Source organism: Janthinobacterium sp. GMG2, assembly GCF_033949445.1.
GTDB lineage: Bacteria > Pseudomonadota > Gammaproteobacteria > Burkholderiales > Burkholderiaceae_D > Janthinobacterium > Janthinobacterium aestuarii.
On record NZ_JAXAWA010000002.1, the window covers coordinates 33,937 to 50,546 of the forward strand.

Below are 16,610 nucleotides of genomic sequence, written 5' to 3' on the forward strand. Positions count from 1 at the left end.
AATTAAGGCATCGCACGCAAGGGAGCGCACCGTGGAAACCAGCCAGCCGGATCAACCGCGCCCGCCGCTCTGGCGGCGCCTGCTGTGGCCGGCCGTCCAGCTGGGCTCCGCCTTCAAGCTGACGGGCACGCATCTGCTGCACCACGTGATCGGCGCCAGCCTGATCGCCGCGCTGATGCTGGCGCTGGAAGGTTTTCACGTGCTCGAATGGCTCGATGCGGCCATGCTGCGGGCCAGCGCGGCGCAGGAACAGCTGCTGGACCGGGGCAAGGACCCGGGCGCCGCCTACCGGCCCGGCATCATCGAAATCGACCAGCCTGCGTTCGAACAGGTCTTCGACGAGCGCGAACCGCTGGAGCGTTCTCGCCTGGAGCAATTGATTGCAAGCGCCGCCGCGCGCGGCAGCAAGGTGCTGGCCATCGACCTGGACCTGGCACCAGCCGTGTACGAACAGCACAAGGCGGGCGAGCGGCCGCTGGACGGCCTGCTCGACCGGCTGGCCGCCGATGGCCGGCAACTGGTGCTGATCCTGCCCGAACAATCGGACCGCAACGCCAACCTGCCGTGGATACGCGCGCGCTGCGCGGCCGGCATCCACTTTGCCAGCCCGCGCATCCGCGAACGCATGGGCGCCGTCACGCGCATCGAGCTGAAAAGCCCCGTGCTGGCGGCCGTCGCCTTCGAGCTGGCGCATGGCGCCGACGAGCAGGAGCAGAAACAGCCCATGCCGGCCGCCCTGTCCGAGCAAAAGGAAGTGGTGGCGCTGGCCGGCCGCGTGTGCCAGCTGGCGCGGCGCACGGACAGCGAAAAGGCATTGGCGCGCTGGGCGTTCGAACCCGTCATCCGCGGCGACGCCAAGGCGGCGGCCGAACAGAATGCCGTCACCGCGCCGTTTCACCCGGCCGCCGTGGCGCCGCAATTCCTCAACCCCACGCGCACGCGCGTCAAGCTGATCGATGGCCAGGCCGGTGTGGACGCCGTAGCGCCGCGCAAGGACGTCGTGTATATCGGCAGCACCTATGACGTGCGCGACCGCTATACGACGGCCGAAGGCGAGCAGGCCGGCCTGCACCTGCATGCGGCCGCCCACACGTCGCTGGGCATCGGCACGGCCGACGTCAATAAATATGCGGTGTTCGTGGCCGATATCGTCATCGGCGTGCTGCTGGGCTGCCTGTTCGGCGGCCTGTGGACCCTGTACGGCCGCGCCGAGCTGGCCATCGACCGGCGCATGGAAGACCACGATGTCAGCCGCCTGCACCGCGTGGGCACCCTGGCGGAATTCTATGGCATCCGTTTGATGCTGGCGCTCGTATGGGCCTCGCCGTTTGCCATCGGCGCGCTGGCCATCTATTTGTCGCGCGGCTTGCTCGAGCAGGGCTGGTGGGTCAATCCCGGCCCCCTGATCGCCGGCATGTTCCTGCACGCGATGTCGCTGCGCGACGAAGCCCACCATCCGCATGAGGAAGTGCCGGGCCTGTCCGTGTGGGCCCAGCTGCGCCGCACGCATCCGGGTATCGTGCTGGTGCAGGCGCCGCTGGCGGTGCTGCTGTTGATCATCGCCGTGATCTAGCGCAAACCGTGGCGCCGCAGCGGCGTTACACTGGGCGCCTTTTCAATTGCAGGAGGATGCCATGCTGAGCGGAGGATGTTTATGCGGCGACGTGCGCTACGAAGCGGGCACGGGCGCCTTCCATGAAACGGCTTGCCATTGCTCGATGTGCCGCCGCGCCTCAGGTGCGCCGTTTGTCGCCTGGTTCAGCGTGCCGAGGGCGAATTTTCGCTGGCTGCAGGGGCAGGCCACACTGTATGCGTCCAGCGAACACTGCACGCGCAGTTTTTGCCCCCGCTGCGGCACGCAGCTGACGTTCGAGGATGAGCGCGACCCGGACGAGGTCGGCTTGACCACTGGCAGTCTCGATGAGCCAGGGCGCTTGCCGCCGCACAGCCATATCTATACGGACACGCAACTGGAATGGGTAAAACTGGCCGATGGTTTGCCGCGGTATCGCGGGGAGCGTAGCGAGGGGTAGGTCGGATTAGCGGCGGCACGCCGCGTAATCCGACAGGTGCTGCCGACGATGTTGTCGGATTCCGCCCTCCGGGCTAATCCGACCTACGTGATCAATGATGTCAGCCTATCAGCTTCAACCCCGGCGGCAGCGCCTCGCCCAGCATGCGCTTGGTGTTCGCTTCGTCGAGTTGCGTCACTTCGCTGACCATGGCCTGCCACAGCGGTGGGGCGCCCACGGCTTTCAGGCGGGCGAGGATGGTGGCGCGCAGCTCGTCGCCGATGTCGCGCGAGCGGTCGCCTGTCATGCGCGCCAGGTGAGTGGCGGCAAACGCCGCCGGTTCCGTCTTTTTCCAGTCCAGCGCCAGCAGTACGTGCAGCCATTCGGCCACAGTGGCGCTGTCGACCACTTCATGCGCGCTGCCGTGGAAGGGCTGGCGCGCGCCGACCCTGGCCAGCGCCCACAGGGTGTTCGTGTCCGCCGCTTCGCGGCCGGCTTTCTCCAGCCGCTTGATCAGCCAGGCGCCCACTTCGGCCTTGTAGGCGCCGGGGATGCGCTCCAAGGAGGCGCCCAGGCGCAGCATGTCGACGTCGCTGCCGTTGACGAGGGTGACGGGGCGGCTGCCGCGCTGGGCCGCGTCGGCTTGCAGGTTGAAGGCGAAGTCGTCGAGCAGGCGCAGCTGCTGCTCCGTGCTCAAGCCGCCGGCCACCCGGCGCCACAGGGTCCACCATTCGGCGCACACCTGGTTATCCTTGTGATGCTGGACGCCCGTGTCGAACAGGGCCCACAGCTGCTCGATGCGCCATGGATCAAGCGTATCGCCATAGCCGGGGCGCAAACAGTAGCCAGTCAGGTTCAGCCAGACCCGCTCATGCTCGGCGGAGCGGCGCCGGCCGCGCGCGCGCAGCATCAGGGCGTCGAACAGCTGGCGCAGCAGCGGCGTATCCCAGCTTTCGCGTCCACCCAGCCCCCGTTCCAGGTGCTGGCGCAACTGGCGCACTTCCTTGGTGTCGACCTTTTGCGCCTTGCCGCCGAAGATGCGTTCGATCTTTTCGATGGCTTCCTTGATGCGTGGTGAAACGGCTTGAGCCTCGCCATCGCCTTGCTCTTCCTTACCAGCGCGCAACTGGAATTCCAGCAGCCAGCGCTGGCCGGCGTCGGCTTCGGCCACGCAGTGCACTTCCAACGTCCCCACTTCCGTCATGACGGTTGCCAGCTGCACGGTGATGTCGCGCTTGTCGCCGCTTTCCGCTTGCAGCACGCTGGCCAGCGGTGGCAGGCGCAAGTATTCCCCGGCGTCCAGATCGACGATCTCGCCCAGTTGCGGCGGCGTGCCCGCCTCAAAGAGGGACGTGGCCAGGTGGAAGCGTACGGGCCGGCCCAGGCGCAGCGCGAACAGGCGCTCCGTCAGGCGGATTTCTTCGCCGCTGGCGCTGCCACGGGGCAGGATGCACACGGCGCGGTGGTCCTTGCCCGTCTCGCCCAGCACGAGGAAATAGCTGCGCGGCGAGCCGCCGCCGATGCGCGGTGCCTGGCCGCGTCGCGCCAGCGCGTAGGCGACGGCACCACGGGCCACGGCCACGTCGGGATTATCGTTATGCAGGATGGTGAGTGGAGCACCGCGCCAGTGCGCCAGAGTCTCGGCCAGGCGGCGCGCCAGCGCGTCGGCGCGGAACACGCCGCCGTTCAGCAGCAGCGTATCGGGCAGTGCCCCTTGGTGCTGTTGCAAAAAGCTGGCCAGGTGGCGCGTAATGGCCGCGTCCTGCGCATACGGCAGGCCGAATTCGACGATACCGGCGCGGCCCTTTTTCGCTGTGTCGCCCAGTTCCACTTTCGGGAAGAAGCCGTCGACCACCATGGCCGCCACTTCCTCGCGCGTGACGTCGGCGGAACGGCTGCCGCCGATCAAACGCGATCCCGCGCCCAGCAGGGTGACGGTGGCGCTCTCGGGTGCGTCGTGCGACAGCAGCAGTTCCTTGGCGGCGCGGCAGCGTTCCATCAGCTGCGACAATCGCGCGGCGGACAGTTTCATGCCGCCTTCGTTGCCAGCGGCCATGCGCGTTTCCACCAGGTGGGCCAGCGCCAGATCCATATTGTCGCCGCCCAGTATCAAATGGTTGCCCACGCTGCTGCGCGTGAGCTGCGGTTCGCCGTCGTCATCGAAGGCCACGTCGATCAGGCTGAAATCGGTGGTGCCGCCGCCCACGTCGCAGACTAAAATGCGGCGCGTGTCGGCCAGGTCGTCGCGCAGGGTGGCGCGCCGGCGCTGCAGAAAGTCATAAAAAGCGGCCTGCGGTTCTTCCACCAATCGCAAGGTGGGCAAGCCCGCCATGCGGGCCGCTTCCAGGGTGAGTGCGCGCGCGCCCTCGTCGAACGAGGCGGGGATGGTCAGCACCAGTTCCTGCTCCTCCAGCGGAGCATGCGGGAAGCGGTGATTCCACGCGGCGCGCACGTAGGCGAGGTAGCTGGCGCTGGCCGCCACGGGCGAGACCTTGGCCACGTCGGCATCGGCGCCCCATGGGAGGATGGGCGCCTGGCGGTCCACGTTCGCGTGCGACAGCCAGCTCTTTGCACTGGAAACGAGGCGGCCCGGCACCTGGGCGCCCAGCTGGCGCGCCAGGGTGCCCAGCACGGCATGTTCCAGGTCTTGCTGTGGCCACGGCAGCTGCAAGTCGCCCGCCGCCAGTTCGCCGGCGGCGGGATGGTAGCGCAAGGAGGGCAGCAGCGGGCGTGCACCCACTTCGCCGGGAGCGACCAGCTGCTCGATGGCGAACAGGTTTATTTCAGCCTGCGCATCATTGGCCTTGGCATAGGCGACCACCGTGTTGGTGGTGCCCAGGTCGATGCCGACCAGGAAGGCCGGCTTGCCCTCAGCGCCGCGCATGCTTATGGCTGCGGCGTGCCGCGCACGTCGAATTCCACTTTCCAGCGCTCGGCGCCGTCAGGGGAAACGGCCAGCAGTTCCAGGGTGCCCGCTTCCGTCACGCGCGCGTGCAGCTTGACCTGCACCACGTCGCCAGCCTGACGGCCTTCGGCGGATAACGTCGCCTGGATTTCGCTCAGTTCCTGCAGTTCATCGGGACCCCAGAAGTCGAGCAAGTCGCCGATCTGGTCGTTGCGGCGCGTGGACGAGGCGAAGAAGCGGAAGTGCACGGGTTCGCCCACGACGAGGCCGAATTGCTGGCCCGGCAGTTCCAGTTCGCTGCCTTCTTCCATGCCGAACGGCGCCACGCACAGGGCCTGTATCGGTGGTTCCATGCCGGGGATGGCCGGCATGGCCGACTCGATGGCGACATAGAAGGAACTGGCCGTGCCGCCGCGGATGCGCACGCCATGGCCGCGCCGCACGTAGCTGTAGTAGGCGGCGCCGCGCGCGACGGCCAGGTCCAAGTCGGCTCCGGCCAGCATGCGCGCCGGTTCCGCGCCTTCCATGTACAGCCAGTCGTTGACGGTCGCCATGATGCGCTGGACCAGCAAGTCGGACTTGAAGACGCCGCCGTTGAACAGCACGGCCGTCGGGTGCAAAAAGCTGGCTTCCGCCGACTGGCGGCCCGCAAAGCCTTCCAGTTCGGCAGTCGCCGCCACTTGCCGGCCCAGGAAGGCGGCCAGGTGGCGCGTGATGGCCGCGTCCTGCGCATACGGCAAGCCCAGTTGCGTCAGGCCGGCGCGCGTGCGCACGGCCGGGCGGCTCGACGCTTCCACTTGCGGGAAGAAGCCGTCGAGGATGAAGGTGGACACTTCGGCGCGCGTCAGTTCCGTGCGGATGGAGCCGCCGATCAGTTTCGAGCCGCGGCTCGGCACGACGATCGGCGCCGTTTCCATGCCGCTGTCAGCCAGCAGGCTTTCCTTGGCGCTGCGGCAGCCATACGTGAGTGCGCGCATTTGCCAGGCGTCGAGCTGGGTGCCGTTGGCGGCCAGCTTGCGCGCCACCAGGTGGGCCAGCGCCAGGTCCATATTGTCGCCACCGAGCAGGATGTGTTCACCGACGGCGACCCTGTGCGGTTCCAGCACGCCGTCGCGTTCGAGCACGGCGATCAGCGAAAAGTCGCTGGTGCCGCCGCCTACGTCGACCACTAAAATGATGTCGCCCGGCTTGACTTCCTTGCGCCAACGGCCTTCGCTGGTCTGGATCCAGCTGTACAGGGCCGCTTGCGGCTCTTCCAGCAGAGTGAGCGAGGTGTAGCCGGCCGCCTGCGCCGCTTCCATCGTCAGCTCGCGCGCGGCAGGGTCGAACGAGGCGGGAATCGTGACGGTGATTTCCTGTTCGGCGAATGGCGCTTGCGGGTGGGCGTTGTCCCAGGCCTGGCGCAAGTGCGTCAGGTAGCGCGTAGCGGCCGTGATCGGCGAGATGCGCGCCACTTCCGCCGGTGCGTCGTTCGGCAGGATGGCCGCGTGGCGGTCCACGCCCGGGTGGCACAGCCAGCTTTTCGCGCTCGATACCAGACGGATCGGCGTGGTGGCGCCGCGGCTGCGGGCCATTTCGCCGACGACGAACGGCGCTTCGGCTTCTTCGGTGACCCAGGGCAGGGCCAGGTCGCCGGCCGCCACTTCATCGGCGTGCGGCAGGTAGACGAACGATGGCAGCAGCGGCAATTCTTCGACCGTGCCCGGCGCCGACAGTTGCGGCACTTTCAGCACGCCGTGGCTCGATTGCTCGCCGTCGCTCTCGACCAGGTTCACATACGACAGGGCGCTGTGGGTGGTGCCCAGGTCGATGCCGATGGCGTAGCGCGCGGTGTTCGGGGTGGCGTTCGTTGTGTCGTTCACAGTTCCACCTCGGCCGGTGCGAGGATGGCGGCGTCGTGCTGCGCGCTCAGTTTCGGCAGGCGCACGCTGGACGCGCGCCAGCCGCGGTGGCTGAGGGTACCCGTGAATGGCGCCGAGCCGACCACGTTGCCCGTCAGGCGCACCTGGGCAGAATCAAAACCTTCCTGCAGGACGATGCGGCTGCCCTCTGCTTCCTGGCGCACGGCGTCGATGGTGAAGTATTCGCGCATGACCTTGGCGCAGCCTTCATGCACGACGCGGGCGGCCGCGCCGATGTCTGCGTCCGCATGGCTGCCCAGGTTTTCCTGGGTGAAGTCGATCAAGCGCGCTTCGCGTTGCAGCAGGGCCAGCAATTGCAAGGCGGCGTCCGGCGTCGCTTCTTTCAAGATGACGGGCGCGGCGGCCGGTGTCGGCACGGGGGCTGGCGCCGGGGCCGCTGGCGCGACGGGAGCAGCCTCGGGCAGGGACAGCTTTTCCACGCGGGCCGCATAGGCTGCATCCGACAGGGTGCTGAAGAAGGCGCCGAAAGCCAGCGGGACACGGCGCCAGAACGATGGGTGGGACGATGAAGTGCTCATAGGGAACTCGTTTCTCTGATCTGTAGGGTGGCGTCGGCGGCGCGCCCGGTGGCGGGGCCGCTTCGCAGGGTAGTGCTTGTGCCGGGCCTGTACGGTCGGCTGTGTTTGCCCGCATGATACCAGCTACCGGGCCGCCGCCAAAGTCGCCGCCCCCGGCACGGCGGGCCTGACGCGTGGATTTTCTTTGTTCCTGCGCAAAGAAACGGTGAATGTTGCGAAGCTTCGACTAAAATCGCGCATTATCTTTTCGCATTGCCTTTATGCCATGTCTACCGACTTTTCCCCCGACTTTTCCATATATCTAGCCAGCAGCACCTACATCGACAGCGACCATCCGGCCGTGCGCGCCAAGGCGGCCGCACTGGCGGCCGGTGCCGTGGGCGACGCCGCCATCGCGGCCCGCTGCTTTGCCTTCGTGCGCGACGAGGTGGCACACAGCTGGGATTACCAGCGCAATCCCGTCACTTGCCGCGCTTCCGACGTCTTGCAGCATGGAACGGGATACTGTTATGCGAAGAGCCATCTGCTGGCCGCGCTGCTGCGCGCCAACGGCATTCCTGCCGGCCTGTGCTACCAGCGCCTGGCCGTCGGCGAAGTGGGGCCGCCGTTTTGCCTGCATTGCTTGAATGCCGTGTATCTGCAGGAGTTTGGCTGGTACCGCATCGATGCGCGCGGCAACAAACCCGGCGTCGATGCCGCCTTTGTGCCGCCACGCGAGCAGCTGGCCTTTCCCGTGCTGGCGCCCGAAGAGCGCGACTTGCCGGAAATCTGGGCGGAACCGCTGCCGCAGGTGGTGGCGTCGCTGACGCAATACGCCACCGTGCACGACGTGGCGGCGCACCTGCCCGATATCACATTGCTGCCGCTGTAAAAATAATCCAGGAAAGAAATCATGAAAAAAGTGTATGTAGGTCTGATCGGCCTGATGTTGCTGGCCGGTTGCGGCGGCAAGGGCGAGAGCGGCGGGCAGTCGAGCGCCGCGCGTCTCGATGGCAAGGAAAAGGGCAGCGAGTTTCTTGCCTATGAACATAATGTCAGCGTCGATACGCACGAGGCGCAAGTGCGGCCCCTGTATGAAAAAGTCGTTGCCGCCTGCAAGGCCGATACGGAAAACGGCTGCCTGCTGCTCGATTCCAGCCTCGACAGCGGGCGCTACGTGCATGCGCGCATCAGCATGCGCGCCAAGCCGGCCGGCATCAAGAAGCTTGTCGCGCTGGTCGCGGCCGAAGGCGACGTCACCAGCCAGGGCACCAAGGTGGAAGACCTGGGCCGCCCCGTGCTCGACAGCAAGAAACGCCTGGAGATGCTCAAGCAATACCAGGCGCAATTGCAAGACCTGGAAAAGCGCTCGGGCACGAATGTCGACGCCCTCATCAAGGTGACCAAGGAACTGGCCACCGTGCAAGTGGAACTGGAGCAGGCGACGGCGGCCGACGCGCTGTTGATGCAGCGCATCGATACGGACTTGCTGAACGTGGCCATCAGTGCGGAAGGCAAGCAATCGTTCTGGACGCCCGTCAAGCGCTCGCTGGGCAATTTCACGGACAACCTGTCGGAAGGCGTGGCCAACGCCATCACGGCCATGGCCTACATCCTGCCGTGGCTGATCGCTTTCGTGTTGCTGTTCCCGCTGGGACGCAAGGGCTGGCGCCGCCTGCGTGGAGCGCCGCGCAAGGATTGATGCCGGGATTGTAGCGTCCGGCGCACCGTTTTACGGCAATTTGAAACCTGGCTGCACAGTCCTTGTGCAGCCAGGTTTTTTTTCGTGCGGCGGGAGCCGCGTGCACCATGGCGGACACCTGCTGGCGCTGGCATGCATTCTGCTTTAACAACATCGTATGCCCAGCTCGACCCCCACGAACCCATCACAGGAGTCCCCATGTCACGACGCATCATCCTGAAAGCGGCCGCCGCCGGCGCACTGGCCCTTGCCACCTCCACTTACATGCAGGCAGCCCTGGCCGCCGATACGATCAAGGTGGGCATTTTGCACTCGCTGTCGGGCACCATGGCCATTTCCGAAACGTCGCTGAAAGACGTGGCCTTGATGACGATCGCCGAGATCAATGCCAAGGGCGGTGTGCTGGGCAAGAAACTGGAAGCCGTCGTCGTCGACCCGGCGTCGAACTGGCCTTTGTTCGCGGAAAAAGCGCGCCAGCTGGTGGCGCAGGATAAAGTGGCTGTCGTGTTTGGCTGCTGGACGTCCGTGTCGCGCAAGTCGGTTTTACCCGTGTTCAAGGAACTCAACAGCCTGCTGTTTTACCCGGTGCAATACGAGGGCGAGGAGCTGGAAAAGAATGTGTTTTACACGGGTGCCGCGCCGAACCAGCAAGCGATCCCGGCAGTGGAGTACCTGATGAGCAAGGATGGCGGCGGCGCCAAGCGCTTCGTGCTGCTGGGCACGGATTACGTGTATCCGCGCACCACCAACAAGATCCTGCGTGCCTTCCTGAAAAGCAAGGGCGTCAAAGATAGCGATATCAGCGAGGTCTACACGCCGTTCGGCCACGCCGACTATCAAACCATCGTCGCCAACATCAAGAAGTTTTCCACGGGCGGCAAGACAGCCGTTATATCCACCATCAATGGCGATTCGAACGTGCCGTTCTACAAGGAGCTGGGCAATGCGGGCTTGAAAGCCACGGACGTGCCTGTCGTCGCGTTTTCCGTGGGCGAGGAAGAGCTGCGCGGCATCGATACCAAGCCATTGCTCGGTCATCTGGCGGCATGGAATTATTTCGAGTCCGTCAAGAACCCCGTGAATACGGCCTTCATCAAGCAGTGGAAGGCTTACGCTGTGGCACAAAAACTGCCGAACGCGGGTTCGGTCGTGACGAACGACCCGATGGAAGCGACCTATGTCGGCATCCACATGTGGGCGCAAGCCGTGGAAAAAGCCAAGTCGACGGACACGGACAAGGTGATCGCCGCCATGGCCGGCCAAAGCGTCAAGGCGCCATCGGGCTTCACCCTGACCATGGATGCCACGAACCACCACCTGCACAAGCCCGTGATGATCGGCGAGATCAAGGCCGATGGGCAATTCAATGTCGTGTGGAAAACCAAGGAACCGATACGTGCACAGCCTTGGAGCCCGTTTATCAAGGGGAATGAGGGTAAGCAGAAGTTATGAGTTAGCAGCAGAAAGGCCGGGGTCAGACCCGACGGGTCTGACCCCAGATTTCGCTTGGGCTGAAGTAACGATGAGAGGTCTTTCCGCATGCGTCTGCTACGTCGTATTTTGTTATTACTTTGCCTGTTGCCGCTGTCTGCGCAGGCAGCCATTTCCCCCAACCTGCTCAAACCGCTATCCGGCGACGACCCCGACGCCAGAGTCGCTGCCGTCGCCCAGATCGCCGCCCTGGCCACGCCCGAGGCTGCCAAGGTGCTGCAAGCGTTGCAAGACGACAGCCTGTATGCAGCGCCCGACGGCAAGGTCTACATCGTCGACGGCGAGCAGGCATATGACCCGGCAAACGGCAAGAGCGTGCCGCTGCCGGACGGTATCGACGGCGTCATGGTCAACAACCGCTTGCGCTCGGCCGTGGCTGGTGCCTTGTCGGGGCTGAAACTGCTGGCGCCAGAGCGGGCCACACGGCTGGCCGCTGCGCAGGCGCTGCAGCAATCCGTCGATCCCGCGCAGCTGCCCCTGATCCACAAGGCGCTGGCGCAAGAGAGCGATGCCGAGATCCAGCAGATATTGCAAGTGCTGATCGCCAGCGCCAATCTGCATGCGCCAGACGCCGCCACGCGCAAGCAGGCTGTGCAGGACCTGGCGGGCAGTAGCGATGCCCGGCTGCTGCCCGTGCTGCAAGCCATGCTGGACAAGGGCGGCGAGCCGGACGAAGCCGTGCAGCTGGCCGCCATCGACACCATGGGCCAGATCAAGGGACGAGTGGCGCGCATGGAATTCGCCGGCAATGTGTTCTACGGCATTTCGCTGGGCAGCGTGCTGCTGTTAGCCGCCTTGGGGCTGGCCATCACCTTCGGCTTGATGGGCATCATCAATATGGCGCATGGCGAATTGCTGATGATAGGCGCTTACACGACGTATCTGTGCCAGCTGTTCTTCCGCACCTATCTGCCTGGCCTGCAGGATGCCTACCTGCTGGCCGCCTTGCCGGCCGCCTTTCTCGTCGCGGGACTGGTGGGCGTGACGCTCGAGCGCACGGTGATTCGCTGGCTGTATGGGCGGCCGCTGGAAACCCTGCTGGCCACCTGGGGCATCAGCCTGATCCTCATGCAGACGGTGCGCACGATCTTCGGCGCGCAAAACGTGGAAGTGGCCAATCCCGCCTGGATGTCGGGCGGCGTGACGGTGCTGGGCGGCCTCGTGCTGCCGTACAACCGGCTGGCCATCATCGTCTTCGCCGTCCTTGTCGTGATGGCCGTGTGGCTGATCCTCAACAAGACACGGCTGGGCCTGTTCGTGCGGGCCGTGACGCAAAACCGCCGGATGGCCGATTGCGTGGGCGTGGCCACGGGCAAGGTCGACATGCTGACTTTCGGCCTCGGTTCCGGCATCGCCGGGCTCGGCGGCGTGGCCCTGTCGCAGCTGGGCAATGTGGGGCCGGACCTGGGCCAAAGCTACATCGTCGATTCCTTCATGGTGGTGGTGCTCGGCGGCGTGGGCCAGCTGGCCGGCACCGTCATCGCTGCGCTGGGGCTGGGCGAAGTGAACAAATTCCTCGAACCGGTGGCGGGCGCCGTGCTGGCGAAGATCGCCATTCTCGTGTTCATCATCATTTTCATCCAGCGCCGGCCGCAGGGCCTGTTTGCCATGAAGGGACGCAGCGTCGAATGACTACCTCCTATCAATCCAAGCAGGGCCTGTTCACGCGGCCCGTCTGGCTGGCGATTGCCGCATGCACGCTGCTGGCGGCGCTATTGCCGACTTTTAATCTGGCGTTTGCCGAAGGCCATGCCTTGCACGTGTCCGCTTACACGGTGGCGCTGGTGGGCAAGTTCATGTGCTACGCGCTGGCCGCGCTGGCGCTGGACCTCGTCTGGGGCTACACGGGCATCCTGTCCCTGGGCCACGGCGTGTTCTTTGCCTTGGGCGCGTATGCGCACGGCATGTATCTGATGCGAGCCATCGGCGAGCAGGGCCAGTACCACAGCAGCTTGCCCGATTTCATGGTCTTTCTCGACTGGAAAACCTACCCGTGGTACTGGGCCTTCACGGAACATTTCTGGTACTGCATGGCCCTCGTCGTGCTGGTGCCGGGCGTGCTGGCGTTTGTCTTCGGTTATTTTGCCTTCCGCTCGCGCATCAAGGGCGTGTATTTTTCCATTATCACGCAGGCGATGACGTATGCCTTCATGCTCTTGTTCTTCCGCAATGACACCGGCTTTGGCGGCAACAACGGTTTCACGGATTTCAAGACCATCCTTGGCCATGACATCACGGCGCCCGCTACCCGGGCCGTGCTGTTCCTGCTGACCCTGGCCTTCCTGCTGGCGGCCTTGATCGGCGCGCGTGCCATCGTCCGCTCGAAACTGGGCAGGGTGCTGCAGGGCGTGCGCGACAGCGAGGCGCGCTTGATGTTCCTTGGCTACAACCCGCTGTGGTTCAAGCTGTTCGTCTGGACCTTGTCGGCCGTGCTGTGCGGTATCGCCGGCGCCCTGTACGTGCCGCAGGTGGGCATCATCAACCCGTCCGAAATGTCGCCGGCGAACTCCATCGAGATGGTCGTGTGGGTGGCCGTCGGCGGACGCGGTACCCTGATCGGTCCCATCCTGGGCGCCTTCACCGTCAACGGCTTGAAAAGCTGGTTCACGGCCGCCTTGCCGGAACTGTGGCTGTTCGCGCTGGGCTTGCTGTTCATCGTCGTCACCCTGTTCATGCAGCAAGGCATGCTCGGTGTGTTGAACAAGCTCAAACGCAAGAAAACGGCCGTCGTGGCAGAGGAGGCCGCATGAGTATCCGCATGTTGCCCGGCATGGCCGGCACAGAGACGGGCGCCAGCTATTCGCGCGTGAAAGGCGAGGGCGTCGATACGACGCATGGTGCCATTTTGTATCTGGAAGAAATCAGCGTGTCGTTCGACGGCTTCAAGGCCATCAACAAGCTCAGTCTCGACATTTCCGTGGGCGAATTGCGCTGCATCATCGGCCCTAACGGCGCGGGCAAGACGACGATGATGGATGTGATCACCGGCAAGACGCGACCCACGTCCGGCACGGCCTGGTTTGGCCAGACCATGAATCTGGCGACGATGACGGAAGCGCAGATTGCCCACGCGGGTATCGGCCGCAAGTTCCAGCGTCCCACCGTGTTCGAGCAGCACACGGTGTTCGACAACCTGGAACTGGCGATGAAGATGGACAAGCGCGTGGCGCCCACCCTGTTTGCCCGTTTGACATCCGAGCAGGCAGGCAAGATCGAAGCGATTTTGCGCTTGATTCGCCTCAACGGCCAGGAAGCGCGGCCAGCCGGCTTGCTGTCGCACGGGCAAAAGCAGTGGCTGGAAATTGGCATGCTGCTGATGCAGGAGCCGCAGCTGATTCTATTGGACGAACCGGTGGCCGGCATGTCCGATGCCGAAACGGCGCGCACGGCGGAATTGCTCAATGAATTGCGCGGCAAGCATTCGATCATGGTGGTCGAGCACGACATGGGTTTTGTGACTGACATTGCCCAGCAAGGCATCGTCACCGTGCTGCATGAGGGTGCCGTGCTGGCGCAGGGCCGCATGGACGAAGTGCAAGCCGACGAGCGCGTGATCGAAGTCTATCTGGGAAGGTGAACACATATGCTGGAAGTTGAGCAATTGAATCAATACTATGGCTCCTCGCACACCTTGCGCGGCATCAATCTGTCGGCGCGCAAGGGCGAATGCCTGGCCTTGCTGGGGCGCAATGGCGTGGGCAAGACGACCTTGCTCAAATGCCTGATGGGCGTGCTGCCCGTGGCGCAGGGCAAGGTGGTCTTCCAGGGGCGCGACATCACGAAACTGACGCCGCATGCGCGGGCCAAGCTGGGCATTGCCTACGTGCCGCAGGGGCGCGACATCTTTGCGCGCCTGACGGTCGAGGAAAACTTGCTGATGGGCATGGCGGTGAAGCGGGGCAAACAAGCGTCGCGCATCGATCCCCACGTGTATGAGCTGTTTCCAGTGCTCAAAGAGATGCTGCAGCGGCGCGGCGGAGATTTGTCCGGCGGGCAACAGCAGCAACTGGCCATCGCCCGCGCCCTGCTGGCCGAGCCGCAGCTGATCATCTTTGACGAGCCGACGGAAGGCATACAGCCCTCCGTCATCAAGGATATCGGCAGGGTCATTTCCTTGCTGAAACAACGTGGCGACATGGCCATCCTGCTGTGCGAACAGTATTTCGATTTTGCCCGCGAGCTGGCCGATGAATTCATCGTCCTGTCGCGCGGCAGTGTCGTCGCCAGCGGCAAGGCGGAACAGATGGATGGCGAGGACGTGAAGCGGCACCTGGCCGTGTGACAGCTAGCTAAGGTGGGATTCTCCATTAATATTCATTAAAAGAGCAATCTTGTTATGGATGATTGGAAGGGGGTAGCGGAATTTCAAAATAAAATTCATTTAATTTCCCCGATGCATTACTATAAAAGCACGGCTAACATGGCCCTATTTATAGCGAGATACATTTGAATCCTATACAAATTGACGCGGCGGAACTGCTTTCTTTATTCCAAACAGTTCTTTGGCCAGCAGTTATCACCAAAAACATTGATCCGAAAGCTGAAGACCGTTTTCACTACGATCAACAAAATAACCGCTATCTGAATGGCAACTGGAGTGGCACACCCGTTCAGGTCTCTGCAGGCAGTGCATTTGGTATTCACTTTGTTGAAAAAAAGAAATTGGTTTATGCTGGGGACTATCAGGGATTCGAAGCATGTGAGCCGGCCAACGGACGTAATAAGCTCATTTTGACAAATGTTCAGTGTTATGAAGTTGTGGACTGGGAGGATGCCAGCGACGCGCAAAGTGCGTTGCGGGCAATCCTGAAGCAGGACGGTGCTGTTACCTATTCCTATTATATAAGGTCGAGTGATGATGCCGGACAGGGTGGGCCATGTTTCCGTATGGCGGAAGTCAAAGTAAGGCTGCAGCAAAGTGCTTTCAGGAAAGCTGTTTTTGCTAAAAATAACTTCAAGTGTGTGGTTACCCATTGCAGTGTTGACGCGCTTCTGGAAGCAGCCCATCTGCCTGGCAAAAGCTGGCAAGATGGCGATAACGGTGCAGATGACGGTATTCCTCTCCGGGCCGATTTGCACAGGGCACTCGATGCACATCTCATTATGCTGAATACGAACCATCAACTGATATATGTCGATCCATGCCTTCAAAATGAATATGGCCAGTATATTGTGAAGGCCAATTAAGAACTCCTAACAAAACGTCGCCTAGAGAAACAAACGGCCCCGAAGCTGGTCAAACCCACCTGACATCGTTTTCGGGAGCCGTTCACATGGCCAAAGCACTTCTTCCTGATGACCTGTGGGCGCTGATCCAGCCTTTATTGCCAGTACATCATCCTTCGCCAAAGGGAGGACGCCCTCGCATTGACGACCGCGCCGCCTTGACCGGCATCCTGTTTGTCCTCAAGACAGGCTTGCCTTGGGAATATCTTCCTCGTGAACTGGGCTGTGGCAGCGGCATGAGTTGCTGGCGGCGCCTGCATGCATGGCAACAGGCTGGCGTGTGGCAACGCATCCATGAAGCCATGCTGCAGCACTTGCGGGAATACGACCAGATTCAATGGGAACGCGCCAGTGTCGACTCGGCCAGCGTGCCATCCTCCCCCTAGGCGGACAGCATACCGGCCCCAATCCCACCGACCGCGGCAAGCTCGGTTGCAAGCACCATCTGCTCGTCGACCAACGCGGACTGCCTCTGGTGGCGAGCATATCGGGGGCTCAGGTACATGATTCCCGGATGCTGATCCCGCTGCTCGAAGCCGTCCCGTCAGTGGCAGGCCTGGCGGGCCGGCCACGCAAACGTCCGGCCAAACTGCACGCCGACAAGGCCTATGCATCACGTGCCCATCGGGCCAGGCTACGTAGCAGAGGGATTGCACCGCGCATTGCTCGATACGGCATCGAATCGCGCGAGCGCCTAGGCAAATGGCGCTGGGTTGTCGAACGCACACTCGGTTGGCTTCACCGTTTCCGCCGGCTGCGTATCCGCTACGAGCGCCGAGCCGATATCCACCAGGCATTCCTCTCGCTTGCCTGCATACTCATCTGCTGGCGATATATTCGGAGGTTCTGTTAGGC

The 16,610-nt window shown here is 63.5% G+C and carries 14 protein-coding genes; 11 read left to right on the plus strand and 3 right to left on the minus strand.

The annotated features are described in order from the left end of the window. Positions 1-31 precede the first annotated feature (31 nt). The gene (locus SKZ59_RS06155) at positions 32-1,573 is read left to right on the plus strand and encodes a CHASE2 domain-containing protein (RefSeq protein WP_319991103.1); all 1,542 of its coding nucleotides are present in this window, start codon (positions 32-34) and stop codon (positions 1,571-1,573) included. 61 nt (positions 1,574-1,634) lie between these two features. After that, entirely contained in the window at positions 1,635-2,033 is a 399-nt protein-coding gene (locus SKZ59_RS06160) for a GFA family protein (protein WP_319991104.1), read from the plus strand. 100 nt (positions 2,034-2,133) lie between these two features. Here SKZ59_RS06160 and SKZ59_RS06165 read toward each other — a convergent pair whose 3' ends face one another. Genes SKZ59_RS06165 through SKZ59_RS06175 form a run of 3 tightly spaced genes read right to left on the minus strand, consistent with a single transcriptional unit; the run spans position 2,134 to position 7,357 of the window. Further along, complete coding sequence (locus SKZ59_RS06165; protein ID WP_319991105.1) at positions 2,134-4,896, minus strand: Hsp70 family protein; 2,763 nt, start codon at positions 4,894-4,896, stop codon at positions 2,134-2,136. A 2-nt stretch (positions 4,897-4,898) separates the two neighbouring features. Further along, positions 4,899-6,779: an Hsp70 family protein gene (locus SKZ59_RS06170; RefSeq protein WP_319991106.1), complete on the minus strand. Its 1,881-nt coding sequence runs from the start codon at positions 6,777-6,779 to the stop codon at positions 4,899-4,901. Then, on the minus strand, positions 6,776-7,357 hold the full coding sequence (locus tag SKZ59_RS06175; RefSeq protein WP_070305115.1) for a DUF2760 domain-containing protein: 582 nt from the start codon (positions 7,355-7,357) through the stop codon (positions 6,776-6,778). The genes SKZ59_RS06170 and SKZ59_RS06175 overlap by 4 nt, the downstream gene beginning before the upstream one ends. A gap of 265 nt (positions 7,358-7,622) precedes the next feature. Between SKZ59_RS06175 and SKZ59_RS06180 the strand changes: the two genes are divergently transcribed. The 9 genes from SKZ59_RS06180 (at position 7,623) to SKZ59_RS06220 (ending at position 16,608) form a co-directional block, all read left to right on the plus strand. Continuing rightward, positions 7,623-8,228, plus strand: a complete 606-nt coding sequence (locus SKZ59_RS06180) for a transglutaminase family protein (RefSeq protein WP_319991107.1) — start codon at positions 7,623-7,625, stop codon at positions 8,226-8,228. 21 nt (positions 8,229-8,249) lie between these two features. Continuing rightward, positions 8,250-9,038: a DUF4349 domain-containing protein gene (locus tag SKZ59_RS06185; RefSeq protein ID WP_072452943.1), complete on the plus strand. Its 789-nt coding sequence runs from the start codon at positions 8,250-8,252 to the stop codon at positions 9,036-9,038. Positions 9,039-9,236: 198 nt separating this feature from the next. Beyond that, positions 9,237-10,490, plus strand: coding sequence for an urea ABC transporter substrate-binding protein (urtA, locus tag SKZ59_RS06190; protein ID WP_070305111.1), 1,254 nt, complete (start codon positions 9,237-9,239; stop codon positions 10,488-10,490). An 87-nt stretch (positions 10,491-10,577) separates the two neighbouring features. Continuing rightward, positions 10,578-12,161 carry an urea ABC transporter permease subunit UrtB gene (gene urtB, locus SKZ59_RS06195; RefSeq protein WP_034756742.1) on the plus strand — a complete coding sequence of 528 codons (1,584 nt, stop codon included), beginning with the start codon at positions 10,578-10,580 and terminating at the stop codon, positions 12,159-12,161. Next, positions 12,158-13,279, plus strand: coding sequence for an urea ABC transporter permease subunit UrtC (urtC, locus tag SKZ59_RS06200; RefSeq protein WP_319991108.1), 1,122 nt, complete (start codon positions 12,158-12,160; stop codon positions 13,277-13,279). The genes urtB and urtC overlap by 4 nt, the downstream gene beginning before the upstream one ends. Further along, on the plus strand, positions 13,276-14,106 hold the full coding sequence (urtD, locus tag SKZ59_RS06205) for an urea ABC transporter ATP-binding protein UrtD (RefSeq protein WP_319991109.1): 831 nt from the start codon (positions 13,276-13,278) through the stop codon (positions 14,104-14,106). Before urtC ends, urtD begins: the two co-directional genes overlap by 4 nt. 6 nt (positions 14,107-14,112) lie before the next feature. Further along, the gene (urtE, locus tag SKZ59_RS06210; RefSeq protein WP_319991110.1) at positions 14,113-14,811 is read left to right on the plus strand and encodes an urea ABC transporter ATP-binding subunit UrtE; all 699 of its coding nucleotides are present in this window, start codon (positions 14,113-14,115) and stop codon (positions 14,809-14,811) included. A gap of 164 nt (positions 14,812-14,975) precedes the next feature. Continuing rightward, positions 14,976-15,716 carry an HNH endonuclease signature motif containing protein gene (locus SKZ59_RS06215; RefSeq protein WP_139143493.1) on the plus strand — a complete coding sequence of 247 codons (741 nt, stop codon included), beginning with the start codon at positions 14,976-14,978 and terminating at the stop codon, positions 15,714-15,716. A gap of 86 nt (positions 15,717-15,802) precedes the next feature. Beyond that, positions 15,803-16,608 (plus strand): IS5 family transposase gene (locus SKZ59_RS06220; protein WP_319991111.1). Its coding sequence is split into 2 segments (ribosomal slippage): positions 15,803-16,138 and positions 16,141-16,608, totalling 804 coding nucleotides; the frame shifts between segments, so codons are not numbered across the junction. Positions 16,609-16,610: the final 2 nt, after the last annotated feature.